General features: G+C 67.0%; 12 protein-coding genes. 9 read left to right on the top strand and 3 right to left on the bottom strand.

All coding sequences use genetic code 11. The features are described 5' to 3' along the window. Positions 1-55: 55 nt before the first annotated feature. Genes RAMLITH_RS03370 through RAMLITH_RS25650 form a run of 6 tightly spaced genes read left to right on the top strand, consistent with a single transcriptional unit; the run spans position 56 to position 6,894 of the window. Positions 56-2,833: a type I restriction endonuclease subunit R gene (locus RAMLITH_RS03370; protein ID WP_168105894.1), complete on the top strand. Its 2,778-nt coding sequence runs from the start codon at positions 56-58 to the stop codon at positions 2,831-2,833. Then, positions 2,830-4,104, top strand: coding sequence for a restriction endonuclease subunit S (locus RAMLITH_RS03365; protein WP_168105893.1), 1,275 nt, complete (start codon positions 2,830-2,832; stop codon positions 4,102-4,104). Before RAMLITH_RS03370 ends, RAMLITH_RS03365 begins: the two co-directional genes overlap by 4 nt. Then, entirely contained in the window at positions 4,097-4,771 is a 675-nt protein-coding gene (locus RAMLITH_RS03360; RefSeq protein ID WP_238343986.1) for a transcriptional regulator, read from the top strand. The genes RAMLITH_RS03365 and RAMLITH_RS03360 overlap by 8 nt, the downstream gene beginning before the upstream one ends. After that, complete coding sequence (locus RAMLITH_RS03355) at positions 4,755-5,180, top strand: hypothetical protein (protein WP_168106440.1); 426 nt, start codon at positions 4,755-4,757, stop codon at positions 5,178-5,180. Before RAMLITH_RS03360 ends, RAMLITH_RS03355 begins: the two co-directional genes overlap by 17 nt. Further along, entirely contained in the window at positions 5,177-6,673 is a 1,497-nt protein-coding gene (locus RAMLITH_RS03350) for a type I restriction-modification system subunit M (protein ID WP_168105892.1), read from the top strand. The genes RAMLITH_RS03355 and RAMLITH_RS03350 overlap by 4 nt, the downstream gene beginning before the upstream one ends. Further along, the gene (locus RAMLITH_RS25650; RefSeq protein WP_168105891.1) at positions 6,670-6,894 is read left to right on the top strand and encodes a GDCCVxC domain-containing (seleno)protein; all 225 of its coding nucleotides are present in this window, start codon (positions 6,670-6,672) and stop codon (positions 6,892-6,894) included. Before RAMLITH_RS03350 ends, RAMLITH_RS25650 begins: the two co-directional genes overlap by 4 nt. A 25-nt stretch (positions 6,895-6,919) precedes the next feature. On the opposite strand, the gene RAMLITH_RS03340 is transcribed toward RAMLITH_RS25650, so the two are convergent. After that, positions 6,920-7,234 carry a BON domain-containing protein gene (locus RAMLITH_RS03340; RefSeq protein ID WP_168105890.1) on the bottom strand — a complete coding sequence of 105 codons (315 nt, stop codon included), beginning with the start codon at positions 7,232-7,234 and terminating at the stop codon, positions 6,920-6,922. A gap of 34 nt (positions 7,235-7,268) precedes the next feature. Next, positions 7,269-7,571 (bottom strand): hypothetical protein, encoded by a 303-nt coding sequence (locus RAMLITH_RS03335; RefSeq protein WP_168105889.1) that lies wholly within the window; start codon positions 7,569-7,571, stop codon positions 7,269-7,271. A 240-nt stretch (positions 7,572-7,811) separates the two neighbouring features. Between RAMLITH_RS03335 and RAMLITH_RS03330 the strand changes: the two genes are divergently transcribed. The 3 genes from RAMLITH_RS03330 to RAMLITH_RS03320 all read left to right on the top strand — a co-directional run bounded on the left by RAMLITH_RS03330 (position 7,812) and on the right by RAMLITH_RS03320 (position 14,749). Next, positions 7,812-11,231: a DUF748 domain-containing protein gene (locus RAMLITH_RS03330; protein WP_168105888.1), complete on the top strand. Its 3,420-nt coding sequence runs from the start codon at positions 7,812-7,814 to the stop codon at positions 11,229-11,231. 98 nt (positions 11,232-11,329) lie between these two features. Beyond that, positions 11,330-11,920, top strand: a complete 591-nt coding sequence (locus tag RAMLITH_RS03325; protein WP_168105887.1) for a carboxymuconolactone decarboxylase family protein — start codon at positions 11,330-11,332, stop codon at positions 11,918-11,920. Between the two features lie 486 nt (positions 11,921-12,406). After that, positions 12,407-14,749: a glycosyl hydrolase family 8 gene (locus tag RAMLITH_RS03320; RefSeq protein ID WP_168105886.1), complete on the top strand. Its 2,343-nt coding sequence runs from the start codon at positions 12,407-12,409 to the stop codon at positions 14,747-14,749. 66 nt (positions 14,750-14,815) lie between these two features. Here the strand turns inward: RAMLITH_RS03320 and RAMLITH_RS03315 are convergent, their stop codons facing one another. Beyond that, positions 14,816-16,498 (bottom strand): glycosyl hydrolase family 8, encoded by a 1,683-nt coding sequence (locus RAMLITH_RS03315; protein ID WP_181017739.1) that lies wholly within the window; start codon positions 16,496-16,498, stop codon positions 14,816-14,818. Positions 16,499-16,539 lie beyond the last annotated feature (41 nt).

Below are 16,539 nucleotides of genomic sequence, written 5' to 3'. Positions count from 1 at the left end.
CAGGTTTCCCCAGGCTCACGCACCAGGCACCACCCTCTAGAATGCCGCTCAAAGGATGAGCATGACGCCGGAAGCGAAAGCGCGGGTCGACATCGACAGGCTGCTCGCGCAGGCGGGCTGGCACGTCTGCGGCATGGCCGACGTCGACATTCACGCCGCGAAAGGGGTCGCGATCCGCGAGTTTCCGCTCAACACCGGATTCGGTTGCGCCGACTACCTCCTGTATGTCAACGGCAAGGCCTGCGGGGTGATCGAGGCGAAGAAGCAGGGCGCCACACTGACCGGCGTAGAGACGCAATCCGGACGCTACGCCCAGGGGCTTCCCGCCGGCCTCCCTGCGTGGCACCGGCCACTGCCTTTCCTGTTCGAATCGACGGGCGTCGAAACGCACTTCACCAACGGACTGGACCCGCAGCCGCGCGCCCGCAACGTCTTCGCCTTTTTCCGTCCGGAGCTGCTGGCGGATTGGCTGGTCTATCTGTCCGCAGCTCCGGGCCAGCCGGCCGCCAACGACGAAGCGCGGACGTTTCTGCACCGCATGCGCAACATGCCCCAGCTCGCGACGGCGTGGGGCGCCGGCGGCGCCAGTTTCCAGCTCTGGCCGGCCCAGATCCAGGCGATCCGGAACCTGGAAAAGAGCCTCACCGCGAACAAGCCCAAGGCGCTGATCCAGATGGCCACGGGCAGCGGGAAGACGTTCACCGCCATCAGCTTCATCTACCGCCTGATCAAGTTCGCCGGCGCGCGCCGTGTGCTGTTTCTGGTGGACCGGGGCAACCTCGCGCGCCAGACCAAGAAGGAGTTCGACCAGTACGCTTCGCCGTACAACAACTTCAAGTTCGGCGAGGAATACATCGTCCAGCACCTGCAGAACAACCAGCTGGACAAGAGCGCCCGCGTGGTGATCTGCACCATCCAGCGCATGTTCAGCATGCTCAAGGGGCGCGACCTGCCGTCGGAGGCCGACGAGGAATCGACCGAAGGGCTCGAGAACCTGTTCAAGGAGCCGGAGCCGATCGGCTACAACGCCGCCATCCCGATCGAGACCTTCGACATCGTGGTGACGGACGAAGCGCATCGCAGCATCTACAACCTGTGGCGACAGGTGCTCGAGTACTTCGACGCCTACCTGATCGGCCTGACGGCCACGCCCAACAAGCAGACTTTCGGATTCTTCAACCAGAACCTGGTGATGGAGTATGGCCATGCGCAGGCGGTCGCCGACGGCGTGAACGTCAACTACGACGTGTACCGCATCAAGACCGAGGTGACCGAGGCCGGCGCCAAGGTGGAGAAGGGTTACTGGCTGGAAACGCTGGACAAGGCCACCCGCAGGAAGACGGCCTGGCAACTGGACGAGGACTTCGAATACGACCCTTCGGAACTCGATCGATCGGTCCAGACGCCGGACCAGATCCGCACCGTGGTTCGCACCTTGCGTGACCAGTGGAACGTGGACCTGTTCCCGCAGCGCGAGGAGTTGCCCAAGACCCTGGTGTTCGCCAAGGACGACAACCACGCCGAGAAGATCGTGGAGATCCTGCGGGAGGAGTTCGGCCGTGGCAACGAATTCGCGCAGAAGATCACCTATCGCACAACCGGCACCAGCCCCGAGCAACTGATCAAGGATTTCCGCACCGCCTACTATCCGCGCATCGCCGTCACGGTGGACATGATCGCCACCGGCACCGACATCAAGCCGGTGGAGATCGTCGTCTTCATGCGCAGCGTGAAGAGCCGCAGCTTCTTCGAGCAGATGAAGGGCCGGGGCGTGCGCATCTGCAACGCCACGGACCTGCAGCAGGTGAACCCCGGCGAACACGTGGTGAAGGACCACTTCGTGATCGTCGACGCCGTGGGCGTGTGCGAGCGAGACAAGACCGACAGCCGGCCGATGGACCAGCGGAAGGCCGTGCCGCTGGACAAGCTGCTGCAGGCCGTGGCGCTGGGCAACGTCGAAGACGAGGTGCTGTCCAGCGTGGCAGCGCGCCTGGCGCGGCTGGACCGCGACAGCAGCGACGAAGACAAGGCCAAGGTGATCGCGACAAGCGGCGGCCACAGCCTGCGCGATCTCGCCAAGGGCATAGTCGAAGCGCTCAACGCCGACGAGGACACTCCTGCTCTCGCGGGGACGGGAGAGGGAGGCACCCGGCTGCGCCAAGCCGTGCGCCCCTTCAGCGACCCGCAGTTGCGGACCCTCATCCTGCAACTGCGCCAGAAGGCCGACCAGGTGATCGACATCGTCACCAAGGACACCTTGATCAGCGCCACCTTCGCCGAGGGCTCGGACCGGGCGAAGGAACTGGTGCAGACCTTCGAGCAGTTCATCGCGCAGCACAAGGACGAGATCACCGCGCTGCAGATCCTCTACAGCCGCCCGACTCGCGCGCCACTGAAGTTCGAGGACATCAAGCAGCTGGCCGATACACTGCACGCGCCGCCGCACCTGATGGACGAGGGCGCGCTATGGCAGGCTTACGCAGCGCTGGACAGGAGCAAGGTGAAGGGGGCCAGCGCGCGCCGCATCCTCACGGACCTGGTGAGTCTGGTGCGCTTTGCGATGCACCAGGAAAATGAGCTGGTGCCGTACCCCGAGCGCGTCCTGGCGAACTTCAAGGCGTGGCTGGCGCAGCAGGGCAAGCCCTTCACGCACGAACAACAACACTGGCTGGAAATGATCCGCGACCACATTGCCGCGAACCTCGGCATCGAGATCGAAGACTTCGAATATGCGCCGTTCAACACCGAGGGCGGCTTGGGCAAGGTGCATCAGCTCTTTGGCAGGGAGTTGCCGAGGGTGATTGAGGAGTTGAATCGGGAGTTGGCGGCGTGACTGAGATTCAGCGCGTCTTACTGCGTGACTTGTTGACAGAGTCTCAAAACGGGCTTTCCAAGCGCAGTGGCGATGAAGGAGAAGCGACCGCAGTGCTTCGACTTGCAGATATCTCAAGCGGCGCAATCGACGAAACGGCACCGCGGGACATACTTCTGACGAGCAAGGAGGTTCGTAAATACACATTGCGCCCAGGCGACCTTGTGTGCATCCGCGTCAATGGCAGTAAGAGCCTCGTCGGACGCGTGATCCCATTTCGATCCACACGCAAATGGGCTTACTGCGATCACTTTATTCGCTTTCGCCCGCGCCAGGATGTTGTGGATTCGCTGTACTTGGCGCACTACTTCCAAACGGAGGCCGTTCGGCGCTATGTCGAGCTCAACATGGTTTCGAGTGCCGGCCAAAACACAGTCAGTCAGGGGACCATGCTTGATGTCCCCGTGCCCCTGCTGTCTTTGGCAGACCAGCGCCTAGTCGTCGCCGAAATCGACAAGCAGTTCTCCCGCCTCGACGAAGCCGTCGCCAACCTCCACCGAGTGAAGTCGAACCTCAAGCGATACAAGACATCAGTCCTTCGAGAGGGCGCTCAGGGCCGTTTGCTCGGTGATGCCCAGTCCTTCGAGTGCTCAACATTTGCCGATGCTGGGTTTGACTTGCCAGCGGGCTGGACATGGACCCGTGTCGGGGACATAGGCAGACTGCAATTGGGACGACAGCGGTCGCCGAAATACCACGCCGGCCCAGACATGCGACCCTACTTGCGTGTCCAGAATGTTTTTGAGGATCGTATCGATTTGTCCGACGTGATGGAGATGAACTTCTCACACGCGGATGTTTCGAGATTTGCCCTCCAACCCGGCGACATATTGCTGAATGAGGGACAGAGTCCTGAGTTCCTGGGCCGGCCTGCAATCTATCGCGGCGAACTTCCGGGTGCATGCTTCACAAATACACTTATCCGATTTCAGGCGCATACCTGCGTCGTGCCAGAGTTTGCGCTGATCGTCTTTCGACACTACATGCACTCTGGACGTTTCGCCAAAGAGAGCAACATCACGACGAATATTGCTCATCTCAGTTTGGGTAGGCTATCGAATGTGGAATTCGCGCTGCCTCCGGTTCCCGAGCAGCAGCGCATCGTCGCCGAAGTCGACCGCCGTCTCTCCATCGTCCGCGAAGTCGAAGCCGAGGTTGACGCCAACCTGAGGCGTGCGCAGGGCCTCCGACAAGCCATCCTCGCCAAGGCTTTCTCAGGCGCCCATGCCTGATTTGGGCATGAACATACCCAGATTGGGTATTAAAATGCCCAAAATGGGTACCAGCCGCCGCGGCGCACCTCCGCCGCCCACTGCTAGCCTCGCCTCCGCGCTGTTCGGCGGCACGCAGCAGCGCGTGCTCGGCCTGCTGTTCGGCCAGCCGGACCGCAGCTTCTATGCGACGGAACTGATTGCGCTGGCTCGCGCGGGCTCGGGCTCCGTTCAGCGCGAACTCGCGCGGCTGGAGCAAAGCGGGCTGGTCACGGTGCGCACCGTCGGCAACCAGAAGCACTACCAGGCCAATCCGGCTGCCCCCATCTACGAGGAACTGTGCGGCATCGCCCGCAAGACGATCGGCATCGCAGAGCCGCTGCGCGCGGCGCTGGCGCCGTTGCGGGACCGGATCGTGGCCGCCTTTGTCTTCGGCTCGGTGGCAAAGCGGACGGACCACGCCGCGAGCGACATCGACCTGATGATCATCAGCGACACGCTGGGGTTTCCCGACGTGATCCTGGCGCTGCAGCCGGTGGAGCAGGGGCTCGGTCGCGAGATCAACCCGGTGATCTACACGCCCCAGGAACTTGCCGCGCGCCTGAAGGCTGACGGAGGGTTCGTCACTCGCGTGGTCTCGCAGCCCAAGGTGTGGCTGTTCGGAAGTGAAGATGACCTCCGCGTTTGAGAACCTGTGCGGCCCCGGCAAGCCGCTGCGGGCCGAGCCGCCGGACGCCAAGGAGTTTGCCGGACTGCGCGACATGGGCCTTGCCAAGCTGTCTGACGCGCAGCATGAAGGACTGGCACTGGCAAGCCAGTTCGACCTTGCGTACAACGCCGCCCACGCGCTCTGCCTCGCCGCACTGCGCTGGCATGGGTACCGCTCGAGCAACCGGTACATCGTGTTCCAGCTCTTGCCTCATACCCTGGAGCTCGGCCCGGAAGTCTGGCGCGTTCTCGCGAAGTGCCACGAGGTGCGGAATCTCGGCGAGTACGAGGGCCTGCTCGACGTCACCGAGCGCCTGGTCACGGACCTGATAGCCGCATGCGGGAAGGTGGCTGCGAAGGTCACCGCCCTGGACCCACCACACACATGAACGCATCTACCCTCGTCCAGAAGCTCTGGAATTACTGCAACGTGTTGCGCGACGACGGCATGAGCTACGGCGACTACGTGGAGCAGCTCACGTACCTGCTGTTCCTCAAGATGGCCGACGAGCGCACCAAGCCTCCTCACAGGCAGATGAGCATCGTTCCCGCTGCCTATTCATGGCCGACATTGTTGAAGGAGGACGGAGACCCGCTGTTCGATCATTACCGGCACGTTCTCGAAGAGCTCGGGAAACAGAAGGGGACCCTTGGCCTGATCTTCGGCAAGGCCCAGAACAAGTTCCAGGACCCGGCGAAGCTGCGCCGGGTGATCGCCGACCTGATCGACGCCGAGACCTGGACCATCCTGGGCGTGGACGTGAAAGGCGACGCTTACGAGGGCCTGCTGGAGAAGAACGCGCAGGACACCAAGAGCGGCGCCGGGCAGTACTTCACGCCGCGTGCGCTGATCCAGGCGATGGTCGATTGCATCGCGCCCAGGCCTGGCGAGGCGATCTGCGACCCGGCGTGCGGCACGGGCGGCTTCCTGTTCACCGCGTACAACTACATCGCTCACCACAACCCCAACCTGACCCGCCCCGAGAAGCAGCACCTGAAGGAGAAGGCCTTCACGGGCTACGAGCTGGTCCAGGCCACGGCACGCGTGTGCGCCATGAACCTGATGCTGCATGGCATCGGGTCGGAGAAGTCGGTGCCGGTGATCGTCGGAGACGCGCTGGCAGCCGACCCCGGCAAGCGGTTTGAAGTCGTGCTGGCCAATCCCCCGTTCGGCAAGAAGAGCAGCACGGTCATCGTGGGAGAGGACGGGCGCACCAGCACCGAGAAGGACATCATCGAGCGCGACGATTTCTGGGCGACGACGAGCAACAAGCAGCTCAATTTCGTCCAGCACATCAAGACGCTGTTGAACATTCCCGGGCGCGCGGCGGTGGTGCTGCCGGATAACGTGCTGTTCGAGGGCGGGGCGGGGGAGACCATCCGCCGCAAACTGCTCCACGAGTGCGAGGTGCACACGCTGTTGCGACTGCCCACGGGCCTGTTCTACGCGCAGGGCGTCAAGGCCAACGTGCTGTTCTTCGACAAGAAGCCGGCCAGCCAGACGCCGTGGACGAAGAAGCTGTGGATCTACGATCTGCGGACCAACAAGCACTTCACCCTCAAGACCAATCCCCTGAAGCGGGAGGACCTGGACGAATTCGTCGATCTCTACAACGTCGCCAACCGCAACAAGCGCAAGGCGACCTGGAGCCCCGAGACGCCGGAAGGCCGCTGGCGCGCCTACACGTATGACGAGTTGATCGCGCGCGACAAGGCGAGCCTCGACATCTTCTGGCTCAAGGACGAGTCACTCGCGGACAGCGACAACCTGCCCGCCCCGGACGTGATCGCCCAGGAAATCGTGGAGGACCTGCAGGCGGCGCTGGAGCAGTTCAGGCTGATCGCCGGCGACCTGGGGGCGGAGGTGGAGGTGGGGCAATGACTCCGGTGATTCTCGAATCCGTGCTCACCTGCCCGCAGTGCGGGCATGCCAGAACCGAAACCATGCCCACCGATGCGTGCCAGTGGTTCTACGAATGCAAGCAATGCCATGCACTGCTGCGGCCGAAGGCCGGGGACTGCTGCGTGTACTGCTCTTACGGCACGGTGCCGTGCCCGCCCGTGCAAGAGGCCGGGAAGTCGGCTTGCTGCGGCGGGCCGTGAGCCGGCAGCCGTCTCGGCGCGAGGCTCAGGGCCGCACGGCCAACCCGTTGAGCACCTGCTGCACGCCCTTCGTGCTGCGCGCGAGGTATTCGGCCTGCGCCTTTTCGGCGCTGGATTTCGCGAAGCCGGACAGCGACACGGTGCCATTGAGGGTCTCGACCTTCACCGCGCCGGCGTCGACGGTCTTGTCTTCGACCAGCTTGGTCTTGACCTGCGCCGTGATGGTCGCGTCGTCGACATAGGCGCCGACGGTTTCCTGCCCGCGGATGACGGCGCAGCCGGTGCCGACCATCGTCGCGCCGGCCAGCAGGGCGAATGCGAGTGTTCGCGCGTGGTTCATGGGGGATTCCTCGTGCACCGGCGTGCTTGCGTTTTCAGTACCGATCGTGCCGCTTGCGCAGCAGCGCGAGCGCCACCGCCACGACCGCGGCGCCGGCGGCGGCCGCGATCAGCGCCGATGCCAGCGGGCGGTCCGCGACGAAACGCCGGCTCAGCCGGCCGTAGCGGTCCAGCTGGTATTGCGCCGTGGCGCTTGCGTCCTCGAGGCCGGCGCGCACCTTGCGGCCGGTATCGGCGGCCAGTTCACCGGCCTTCTCCAGCGCCTGGGCCGTGGCCCGGCGCGCGTCTTCCGCGACGCCAGGAGTGCTTGTGCTCAGCGGTTTCGTGACGAACAGCATGGTGATTTCTCCCTGGTTGGCAGTCCCGCGAGACTGGCCGGCGAACCTTCGGCTACCGGTTGCTGCGGTGCCACCAACGGATGTATAGGGTGCGCGGGGTCGCTTTCCTTGACGGCAGTCAATCAGCTCCCGATGGGGCGCGTGAGGACATGCGGTGCGAACCTGCAGGGCTTCTGCAAGATCCCCCGGCGCGCTATTCTTGAAGTTGCCCAGCGTCGCTGGACAGCCAAAGGCAAGGACATGCGGTCGTTCAAGTTCCGGTGGAGGCGATGGGTGGCGGGCGCATTGGGCCTCGTCGCCCTTTACGCCGCGGCGGGTTTCTGGCTGGTGCCTTTCCTCGTCAAGGATCAGTTGCCGAAGATCGCGCAGTCGCAGCTGGCGCGCCAGGCTTCGGTGGCCGAGGTCGAATTCAACCCCTTCACCTTGCGGCTGGCGGCGCGCGACCTGCGGCTGGCCGAGGCGGATGGCGCCCCGCTGCTGCGGCTCGATGCGCTGGATGTCGAATTCCAGTGGCGCTCGCTGGTGCAGCGCGCGTGGAGCTTTGCCGCCATCCGGCTCACGGCGCCCAGGGCCAACCTGGTGATCTCGCCCGAGGGGCGGTTCAACCTGGCCGACCTGCTGGACACGATCAACCGGCAGCCGCGCGACGAGAAGGAGACGGGCCTGCCGCGCCTGGTCATCGACCACTTCGCGCTGGAGCAGGGCAAGGTGGAGATGCACGACCGGCGTGCCGGCTACGACAACGTCTTCGAGCCGATCGCCTTCACGCTGACCGACTTCAGCACGCTGCCGGGCGAGGCCGACACGCATACCTTCAGCGCACAGTCGGCGCGCGGCGGCAAGGTGCACTGGAAGGGAACCGCCACGGTCGATCCGATCCGCGGCAGCGGCGAGCTGACGCTGGAGAACGTCTCGCTGCCGGAAGTTTCGGTGTACCTCCGGTCGTACACGACGGCGCGGATCGCCGCGGGAAAGCTGTCGGCCACGCTGCCGTATCGGTTCTCGTACGCCGACGGCAGGTTCGAAGCGGCCCTGGCCGGCGCCAAGCTCGCCCTGGGCGACCTGGCGCTGGCGCGCGAAGGCGCCAGCGATGCGTTCGCCGCCCTGACGCGCCTGCAGGTCGAGGGCGTCGACGCCGATCTCGCGCGGCGCGAGGCCACCGTGGCCGGGGTGCGGGCCGAAGGCGGCCGGCTCGCCGTGCGGCGCGACGCCAGGGGCGAACTGGATCTTGCCAGGCTGATGGTTGCTGCGGCGGGCCGGGCCGCGGCTGCCCCCGCCCAGCGCGAGGTCGCCGTCGACGACTGGAAACTGGCGGTGAACCAGGTGCTGCTGGATGACCTGGCGCTGGCGGCCGTGGACGAGACCGTCAGTCCGCCGGCGCGGCTGGACGCGGGCCGGCTGCGGCTTCAGTTGCAGGCAACGGCGCAACAGAGGGGCGCCGACCTGCAGGTGAAGCTCGCGGACATGGCGTTCTCGGCGCACGACCTGGTGTTTGCCAGCGGCAAGCAGACGCCGATCAGGCTGGCGCAAGCGGGGTTCAGCGACGGAACGCTCGATCTCGCGGCTCGCCGCGCGATGCTCGGCCGCGTCCACGTCCAAGGCGGCCAGCTGCAATTGACCCGCAATGCGAAGGGTGAGCTCGACCTGCTGGAGCTCTTGCCGAAGTTCGCCTCGGCCCCCGCGGCGCCGCCGGTCGCGGACTCCGGCCCGCCGTGGAGCGCGATGGCCACGAGCGTGGATCTGGCGAAGTTCAGCGCCGACGTGCACGACCAGGCCTCCGGCGTGAAAGTGCGGGTGAATGACCTGGCCGTCAAGCTCGCCGGCGCCGGCACCGACCTGAAGCAGCCGGTGAAGTTCGACGCCAGCCTGAGCCTGCGCGAAGGCGGGCAGCTCTCGGCGCAGGGCAGCGTGGTGCCGGGCACCGGGGCGCTGCAGGCGGCGGTGCGGGTCAGGCAATTGGCGCTGGCCCCGCTGCAGCCCTTGCTGGCGCAGCACCTCAAGCTGAAGATCGCCGGTGGCAACGTGTCGGCGCAAGGGCGCATCACCGGCGCCACCGGCAAGAACGGGGCTGCGAGCCTGCGTTACGCGGGCGGGCTCAACGTGGCCGGCCTCGCGCTGAACGAAGTCGATGGCGACGCGTTCGCGTCATGGCAGGACGTGCGGGCCGACAGCTTCACCGCCAGCCTCAACCCGAACCGGCTGGACATCCCCGAGTTGCGCGTGGTGGCGCCCAACGCCAAGCTGATCATCGAGGACGACCGCAGCCTGAATGCCGCGCGCCTGCTGGTGCGGCCGGCGGCGCAGCCCGCGCCGGCGGCGGCCACGGCGGCTCGCGGCGACGAGGACCCGTTCCCGGTACGGGTGCGGCGGGTGCGCGTGCAGGACGCAAAGCTGGACTTCACCGACCTGAGCCTGCGGCCGCAGTTCGCCGCCAAGATCTACGAGCTGAACGGGGTCGTCAATGGCCTGTCTTCGAACCGCCAGTCGCGCAGCCAGGTCGAACTGGACGGACGGGTCGACGAATTCGGCCTGGCCCGCGTGCGCGGCGAACTCAATCCGTTCGCGCCGGCCGACAACACCGACGTCAACGTCGTGTTCAGGAACGTGGACATGGTGCCGACTTCGCCCTATGCGATGAAGTTCGCCGGCTACCGCATCGCCGAGGGCAAGATCTCGCTGGACCTGCAATACAAGGTGCGCGGCCGGCAATTGGCGGGCGAGAACCAGATCGTCATCGACAAGCTGACGCTCGGCGAGCGCGTGGACAGCCCGGACGCGCTGAAGTTGCCGCTGGAACTGGCGATCGCCCTGCTGAAGGACAGCGACGGGCGCATCGACCTGGGCCTGCCGGTGTCCGGCAACCTCGACGATCCGCAGTTCAGCTACGGGGCGCTGATCTGGAAGGCCATCGGCACCGTGCTGACGAAGATCGTCACGGCGCCGTTCCGCGCCATCGGCGCGCTGCTGGGCATCAGTGGCGAGAAGCTGGAAGGCATCGCCTTCGACCCCGGCAGCGACAGGCTGCTGCCGCCCGAGCGCGAGAAGTTGAAGCAGATCGCGCAACTGCTGGCCAGGCGTCCGCAGCTCAGGCTCTCGGTGCCGGGCCACTACAGTGAAGCCGCGGACGGCGCCGCGATGCGCGCACGGGCCGTTCGCATGGAGATCGCGCGCCGCGCCGGCGTCAAGCTGCAGCCTGGCGAGGAGCCGGGACCGGTGGACCTGGGCAGCCGGTCCATGCGCAGCGCCGTGCGCGAGCTGTACGCGGCCCGCTTCGGCGAGGCGGACCTCGACCGTGAGAAGAAGGCGGCCGAAGCGGTGGCCCCTGCGCCCGTGCCTGCGGCGAGCGCCGGCGCGGCCAAGGCGCCGGCGGCCCAGGACAGGCTGCCCCTGCTGCAGCGCGTCGGCAAGATGATCCAGGGCGAGCCGCAGGTGGCCGACGCGAGCGCGTTCTACGGCAAACTGATCGGGCGCTTGAACCGCGAGCAGCCGCTGGCCCCGGGCGCACTGGCGCAACTGGGCACGCATCGCGCGGACGCCGTGCTGGCCGCCTTGAAGGAGGGCGGCGTCGACCCCGCCCGGGCGGTCGCCGGGGCGCCCGAGCAGGTGGAAGCCAGTGCCGGCAAGGAAGTGACGCTCAAGCTGGCGCTCGGGGCACGGTGAAAGCCGGCTTGGCGTCGGACGCGCGCTCATGAGCTCGCCGCGCGAGCCCTGGGGTATGCACTCATCGGCGGGCCGCTGCCGCCATACAGAATCGGCCGATGTCCGAACGCCTCGCCCAACTTGCCTACGACGAACTGCCGCCAGCCGTGCGGCCGCTCGCCGACGACATCCTCAAGGTCTCCAGCGCCGCCCTCGGCGGCCCGTACAACGCGCTGCTGCGCAGTCCCGACATGGCGCGGCGCGCCTTCGACCTGCTCGACTACCTGCGCTTCAAGACCTCGGTCGACAAGCGCCTGAACGAGTTCGCCATCCTGATCCAGGCCCGCATCGCCAATGCGCAGTACGAGTGGTGGGCGCACGAGACCATTGCCCGAAAGGCGGGATTGGCCGACGCCGTGATGGCCGACCTGCGCGCCTGCCGCCGTCCGGTGGCCATGCGCCAGGATGAGCGGCTGGTGTACGACTATTGCGTGCAGCTCACGCTGAATCACCGCGTGCCCGACGCCTTGTGGCGGGAGACGGTCACGGCCATGGGCGAGCAGGCCGTCATCGATCTGACGGTCCTGTCGGGCACGTACGTGATGGTGGCCATGCTGCTCAATGCCACGCAGGTCCGGATACCGGGTGGCGGCGCGCTGCCGCTGGAGGTGCTCGACGCGGCGGAAATCAGGCGCCGGCTGCTGTCCTGATCGCGCGGCTCGCGCCGCAACAAAGCCTCACACTCTCCCGCGCCCACTGGCGACGTGCCGTGGAAAAACGTAAGTTCTGCATCGTCGCTTGAGCTGGCCGCAGCCGGCAGCGCCCCCTGCTTGAGGCATTCCTGCCGAGCTCGGTCAGGGTAATCCCGAGGCGCTCATCCGTTGACATGCTTGGGCTCCTGGGGATTTCAAGCCACTCCGCGGGGTATCCGCCGGACGACGCCCGCAAGACGCGTGCCGTGAAAAATGACACGCGGCTCGGGGCGTTTCGACGCGAAGTTTCCTTACATCTGTAGGCGCCGGGTTCCGCGGTTTGTCGGCGATCTCCTACTACAGTCGCCCCTCGTTGGCTGAGCCCGAGCTTGGCCGCCCAGGTCCGCGATCCGGCGGACCATTTCGCCGCTCCGGCAGAGCTCCCCTCGCTCAGGGTGCAGCCGCCGGTGCCATCGTCCAGCGAACTCACTTACAAGCTTTGAAATGAAGAGACGCAACTTCCTCCTGTCCGGCTCCGCTTCGATCGCCACGGCTGGCCTCACGGCCTGCGGCGGCGGCGGTGGCGCCGACGGGCAACTCGACGCCAGCCTCACCGAGACCGGCGCCTTGCGCAGTACGGGGCCGGTGGCGACCGACCCTTCCGCCGGCGGCGCCGTGACGGCTGCCGCGACCGGCGACACCGCGGTCCGCGCGCCCAGCCGCGCGGCCAAGCAGGACAGCACGGCAACGCCGACGTCCAGCGTGCGCTACCCCTTCGGCGCCCGCCTCACCGGGTACTCGGCCGGCATCCTGCCGTCGCAGAGCGCATGGACCATGGACGACCTGCTGCGCCGCCAGTACGACGCCTGGAAGGCGGCGCGGGTGGTGCCGGTCGGCTGGATCGCGCCGGGCGGCTATGCCGTGCAGTCATCGCAGTGGAACACCCTCACGGTTTCCGAAGCCATGGGCTACGGCATGCTGCTCACCGTGCTGTTCGCGGGCCACGATCCGAACGCCCGCAGCATCTTCGATGGCCTGCTCGCCGTCGTGCGCGCCCGGCCGGCGTGGGCGGTGACGCCGCACAACCCGGGCGGCAAGTATCTGATGGACTGGAAGCTCGCCTCCAACGGTTCGTCGATGGGCCAGGGCTGGAACGCGCTGGACGGCGATCTCGACATCGCGCTGGCGCTGCTGATGGCCGACAAGCAGTGGGGTTCGTCCAGCGGCTGGAACTACCTGCAGGAGGGCAAGAACACCATCGAGGCCATCAAGTCCTGGAACGTCAAGGCCGACGGCACGATGGAGGGCCTGGCCAACCGCAGCCACAACCGCACGTCGGACTACATGACCGGCCACTTCCGCGCCTTCAAGGCCGCGACCGGCGACGGCCTGTGGGACAAGGCCGTGGACCGCGCCTACTGGCTGACCAACCACCTGCAGAACTCGTTCTCGGCCGGCGTCGGCCTGATGCCCGACTTCGTGATGAACGCCGACAGCGGCTGGCCGACTCCGTCGACCGGCTACATCGGCGACGGCAACGACAAGGAAGGGTTCTTCTGGTGGAACGCGTGCCGCAATCCGTGGCGCTTCGCGTCCGACTACGTGCTGTCGGGCGACTGGCGCCTCCAGCAGGTCACGGGCCGGATGATCGATTTCTTCCAGCGTACCTCCGGCGGTGACCCGATGCGCATCGGCACCGGCTATGCGCTGGACGGCCGGCTGCTGACCGGCGGCAACAGCGGCGCCTACCATGGCCCGATCTGCGCCGGTGCCTGCACCGACGCCCGCTTCCAGGGGTTCCTCGACGCGATGTGGAACTGGAACGCCACCCACCTGACGACCGGCTACTACGACAGCGAGATCCAGCTGCTGTCGATGGTGGTGGCCTCGGGCAACTGGTGGACGCCGGCCGGCTCGTTCGGCAGCGGCGGCGGGACGGTGACCGATGGCCAGCAGCAGACGGCGCCGCAGCAACCGGCGCCGGCACCGGCCGGCGGCAACGTGCTCGCCAACGGCGACTTCGCCTCCGGCATGGCCAACTGGGAGAACTGGGGCAACGCCTGGGTCGCCGCCGGCGCGCTCAACGTGGGCGCCGGCGCCGGCGGCGCGGCGCAGCACGTGGGCGGCAAGCTCGCCGCGGGCACCAAGTACCAGCTCACGGGCACCGCCAACGTCACCGGCGCCGGAGATGGCGTGTATGTCGGCGTCAAGCTGATGGACCAGTGGGGCGGCGTGCTGGTAGACCAGTTGCAGAAGGTGGATTCGCAATCGCCCACCGGCGTGTCGATCTCCTTCACCGCGCCCCAAGGCGCGACCAGCGGCTACGTGTTCGTGTGGAAGAACGCCGGCGGTGCGGTCGGCGTGGTCGACAACCTGTCGCTGGCGCCTGCCGGCAGCGGCGGCACGACGGGCCAGCCGGCGCCGACCGCCCCGGCCACGGGCGGCTCCGAACTGCTGGTCAACGGCAACTTCGCCAGCGGCATGGGCAACTGGGAGAACTGGGGCAACTCGTGGGTGTCGGGTGGCGTGATGAACGTCGGCACCGGCGCCGGCGGCGTCGCGCAGAACATCGCCGGCAAGATCACGGCCGGTCGCAAGTACCAGGTCGGCATCACCGGCCATCTCACGGCTCCGTCCGAAGGGGTCTTCGTGGGCGTGAAGTTGATGAACAGCTGGGGCGGCGTGGTGCTGGATCAGATGCATCTCCTGAACTCGCTGACGCCCGCCAGCGGCTCGGTCGGCTTCACCGCACCGCAGGGCGCTACCAGCGGCTTCGTGTTCGTCTGGAAGAACGCGAACGGGGCCCTGGCGCTGGTGCAGAAACTGAGCCTGGTCGCCGTCGGGTAAGGAACGCGGCATCCGGGATTGCGGGGCATCGCGCCGAGCGCGACGCCCCGTTTTCGCATAGGCAGGTCAGGCGGCGACGGCCGTGAGGGACATGTTGTCCACCACGCCGATCGCCGCGTTCTGGTTCTTCCAGACGTAGACCTGGAAGCCGGCCGCGCCTTGCGGGGCGGTGAAGGCGATGGCGACGGACTGCGGCGTCAGCGAGCTGACGACCTTGACCTGGTCCAGCAGCACGCCGCCGGCGCTGTCCAGCACCTTCACCCCAACGAACACGCCTTCGGCCACCGCCGTGACGTTGGCCGTCGCCGTCAACTGGTACTTCGCGCCGGCCGTGGCCTTGCCCAAGATGTTCTGGCCGCAGCCGCCGGCGGCGGTGCCGACGTTCAGCGCGCCGCCAGCCACCACCGCATTACCCCAGTTCTGCCAGCCGTTCATCGCGCTGGCGAAGTCGCCGTTGGCCACCAAGTTGGTGCCGCTGGTGGTGGGGGCCGGCTCGGTGGTCGTCGGCTGCGTCGTCGTCTCGGTCGGCGTGGGCGTGCCGCCGGCCGGCGCGCCCGGGGTCCACCAGTTGCCCGAGGCGACCACCATCGACAGCAGCTGGATTTCCCCGTCGTAGTAGCCGGTGGTCATGTGGCTGGCGTTCCAGTTCCACATCGTGTCCAGGAAGCCCTGGAAGCGCGCGTCGACGCAGGCGCCGGCGCAGATCGGGCCGTGGTAGGCCGGGCTGTTGCCACCGGTGAGCATCTTGCCGGCCAGGTCGTAGCCGGTGCCGATCCTGAGCGGATCGCCGCCCGAGCTGGCCTTGAAGAAGTCGATCATGCGGCTGGTCACCAGCTGGAAGCGCGCGTCACCCGACAGCAGGTAGTCCGACGCGAAGCGCCACGGATTGCGGCACGCGTTCCACCAGAAGTAGCCTTCCTTGTCGTTGCCGTCGCCGATGTAGCCGGTGGACGGGGAGGGCGTGGCCGTGTTGGTGTTGATCACGAAGTCGGGCATCAGGCCCACCCCGGGCGAGTACACGGTCTGCATGCGATCGAGCAGCCAGTACGCGCGGTCCACCGCCTTGTCCCACAAGGTGTCGCCGGTGGCGGCCTTGAAGGCGCGGAAGTGGCCGATCATGTAGTCGGAGGTGCGGTTGTTCTCCGGGTTGCGCAGGCCCTTGAGGGTGCCGTCGGTCCACATGTTCCAGCTCTTGATGGCCGCGATGGTGTTCCTTGCTTCCTGCAGGTAGTTCCAGGTGCCCGCCGAGCCCCACTGGCGGTCGGCCATCAGCAGCGCCATGGCGATGTCCAGGTCGCCGTCCACCGCGTTCCAGCCCTCGCCGGCGGAACTGCCGTTGGCGTTGAGGCGCCAGTCCATCAGCCACTTGCCGTTGGGGTCGAACGGCACGATGGCAAAGGCCGGGCGGGCGCGCACCACGGCCAGCAGGCCGTCGAACAGCTCGCGCGCCTTGGGGTCGTGGCCGGCGAACAGCACGGCCAGCAGCATGCCGTAGCCCATGCCCTCGGACACCGTCATGTAGGTGGTGTTGGAGAACTGCACGGCATAGCCGCCGGCCACGATGGAGGTGGCCGGCACGATCGCGTGCGCCTTCCAGGCGTCGTAGTGGTTCTTCAGCAGCGTGTCCATGCTGGAGGCGCTCTGGGTCGGCTTGATGCCGGCCTTGTAGGCGGCCAGTCGCGCGCCGAACGGGTAGGCGATGGCGAGGGTGGCAGGGTCGGTCGTCGGGGCCGGCGCGGGCTCGGTCACGGGCGCCGGTGCAGGCGCGGGTGCGGGTGCGGGTGCGGGCG

The sequence above is a fragment of the Ramlibacter lithotrophicus genome, assembly GCF_012184415.1.
Lineage (GTDB): Bacteria > Pseudomonadota > Gammaproteobacteria > Burkholderiales > Burkholderiaceae_C > Ramlibacter > Ramlibacter lithotrophicus.
The sequence above is the reverse complement of the archived record's forward strand: the minus strand, read 5'-3'. Positions and strand labels throughout refer to the sequence as shown.

Excerpts from the sequence above, each read along its gene's own strand:
- RAMLITH_RS03370 (WP_168105894.1), top strand. The coding sequence starts at position 56 with ATGAGCATGACGCCGGAAGCGAAAGCGCGGGTCGACATCGACAGGCTG.
- RAMLITH_RS03360 (WP_238343986.1), top strand. The coding sequence starts at position 4,097 with ATGCCTGATTTGGGCATGAACATACCCAGATTGGGTATTAAAATGCCC.
- RAMLITH_RS03355 (WP_168106440.1), top strand. The coding sequence starts at position 4,755 with ATGACCTCCGCGTTTGAGAACCTGTGCGGCCCCGGCAAGCCGCTGCGG.
- RAMLITH_RS03350 (WP_168105892.1), top strand. The coding sequence starts at position 5,177 with ATGAACGCATCTACCCTCGTCCAGAAGCTCTGGAATTACTGCAACGTG.
- RAMLITH_RS25650 (WP_168105891.1), top strand. The coding sequence starts at position 6,670 with ATGACTCCGGTGATTCTCGAATCCGTGCTCACCTGCCCGCAGTGCGGG.
- RAMLITH_RS03340 (WP_168105890.1), bottom strand. The coding sequence starts at position 7,234 with ATGAACCACGCGCGAACACTCGCATTCGCCCTGCTGGCCGGCGCGACG.
- RAMLITH_RS03335 (WP_168105889.1), bottom strand. The coding sequence starts at position 7,571 with ATGCTGTTCGTCACGAAACCGCTGAGCACAAGCACTCCTGGCGTCGCG.
- RAMLITH_RS03330 (WP_168105888.1), top strand. The coding sequence starts at position 7,812 with ATGCGGTCGTTCAAGTTCCGGTGGAGGCGATGGGTGGCGGGCGCATTG.
- RAMLITH_RS03325 (WP_168105887.1), top strand. The coding sequence starts at position 11,330 with ATGTCCGAACGCCTCGCCCAACTTGCCTACGACGAACTGCCGCCAGCC.
- RAMLITH_RS03320 (WP_168105886.1), top strand. The coding sequence starts at position 12,407 with ATGAAGAGACGCAACTTCCTCCTGTCCGGCTCCGCTTCGATCGCCACG.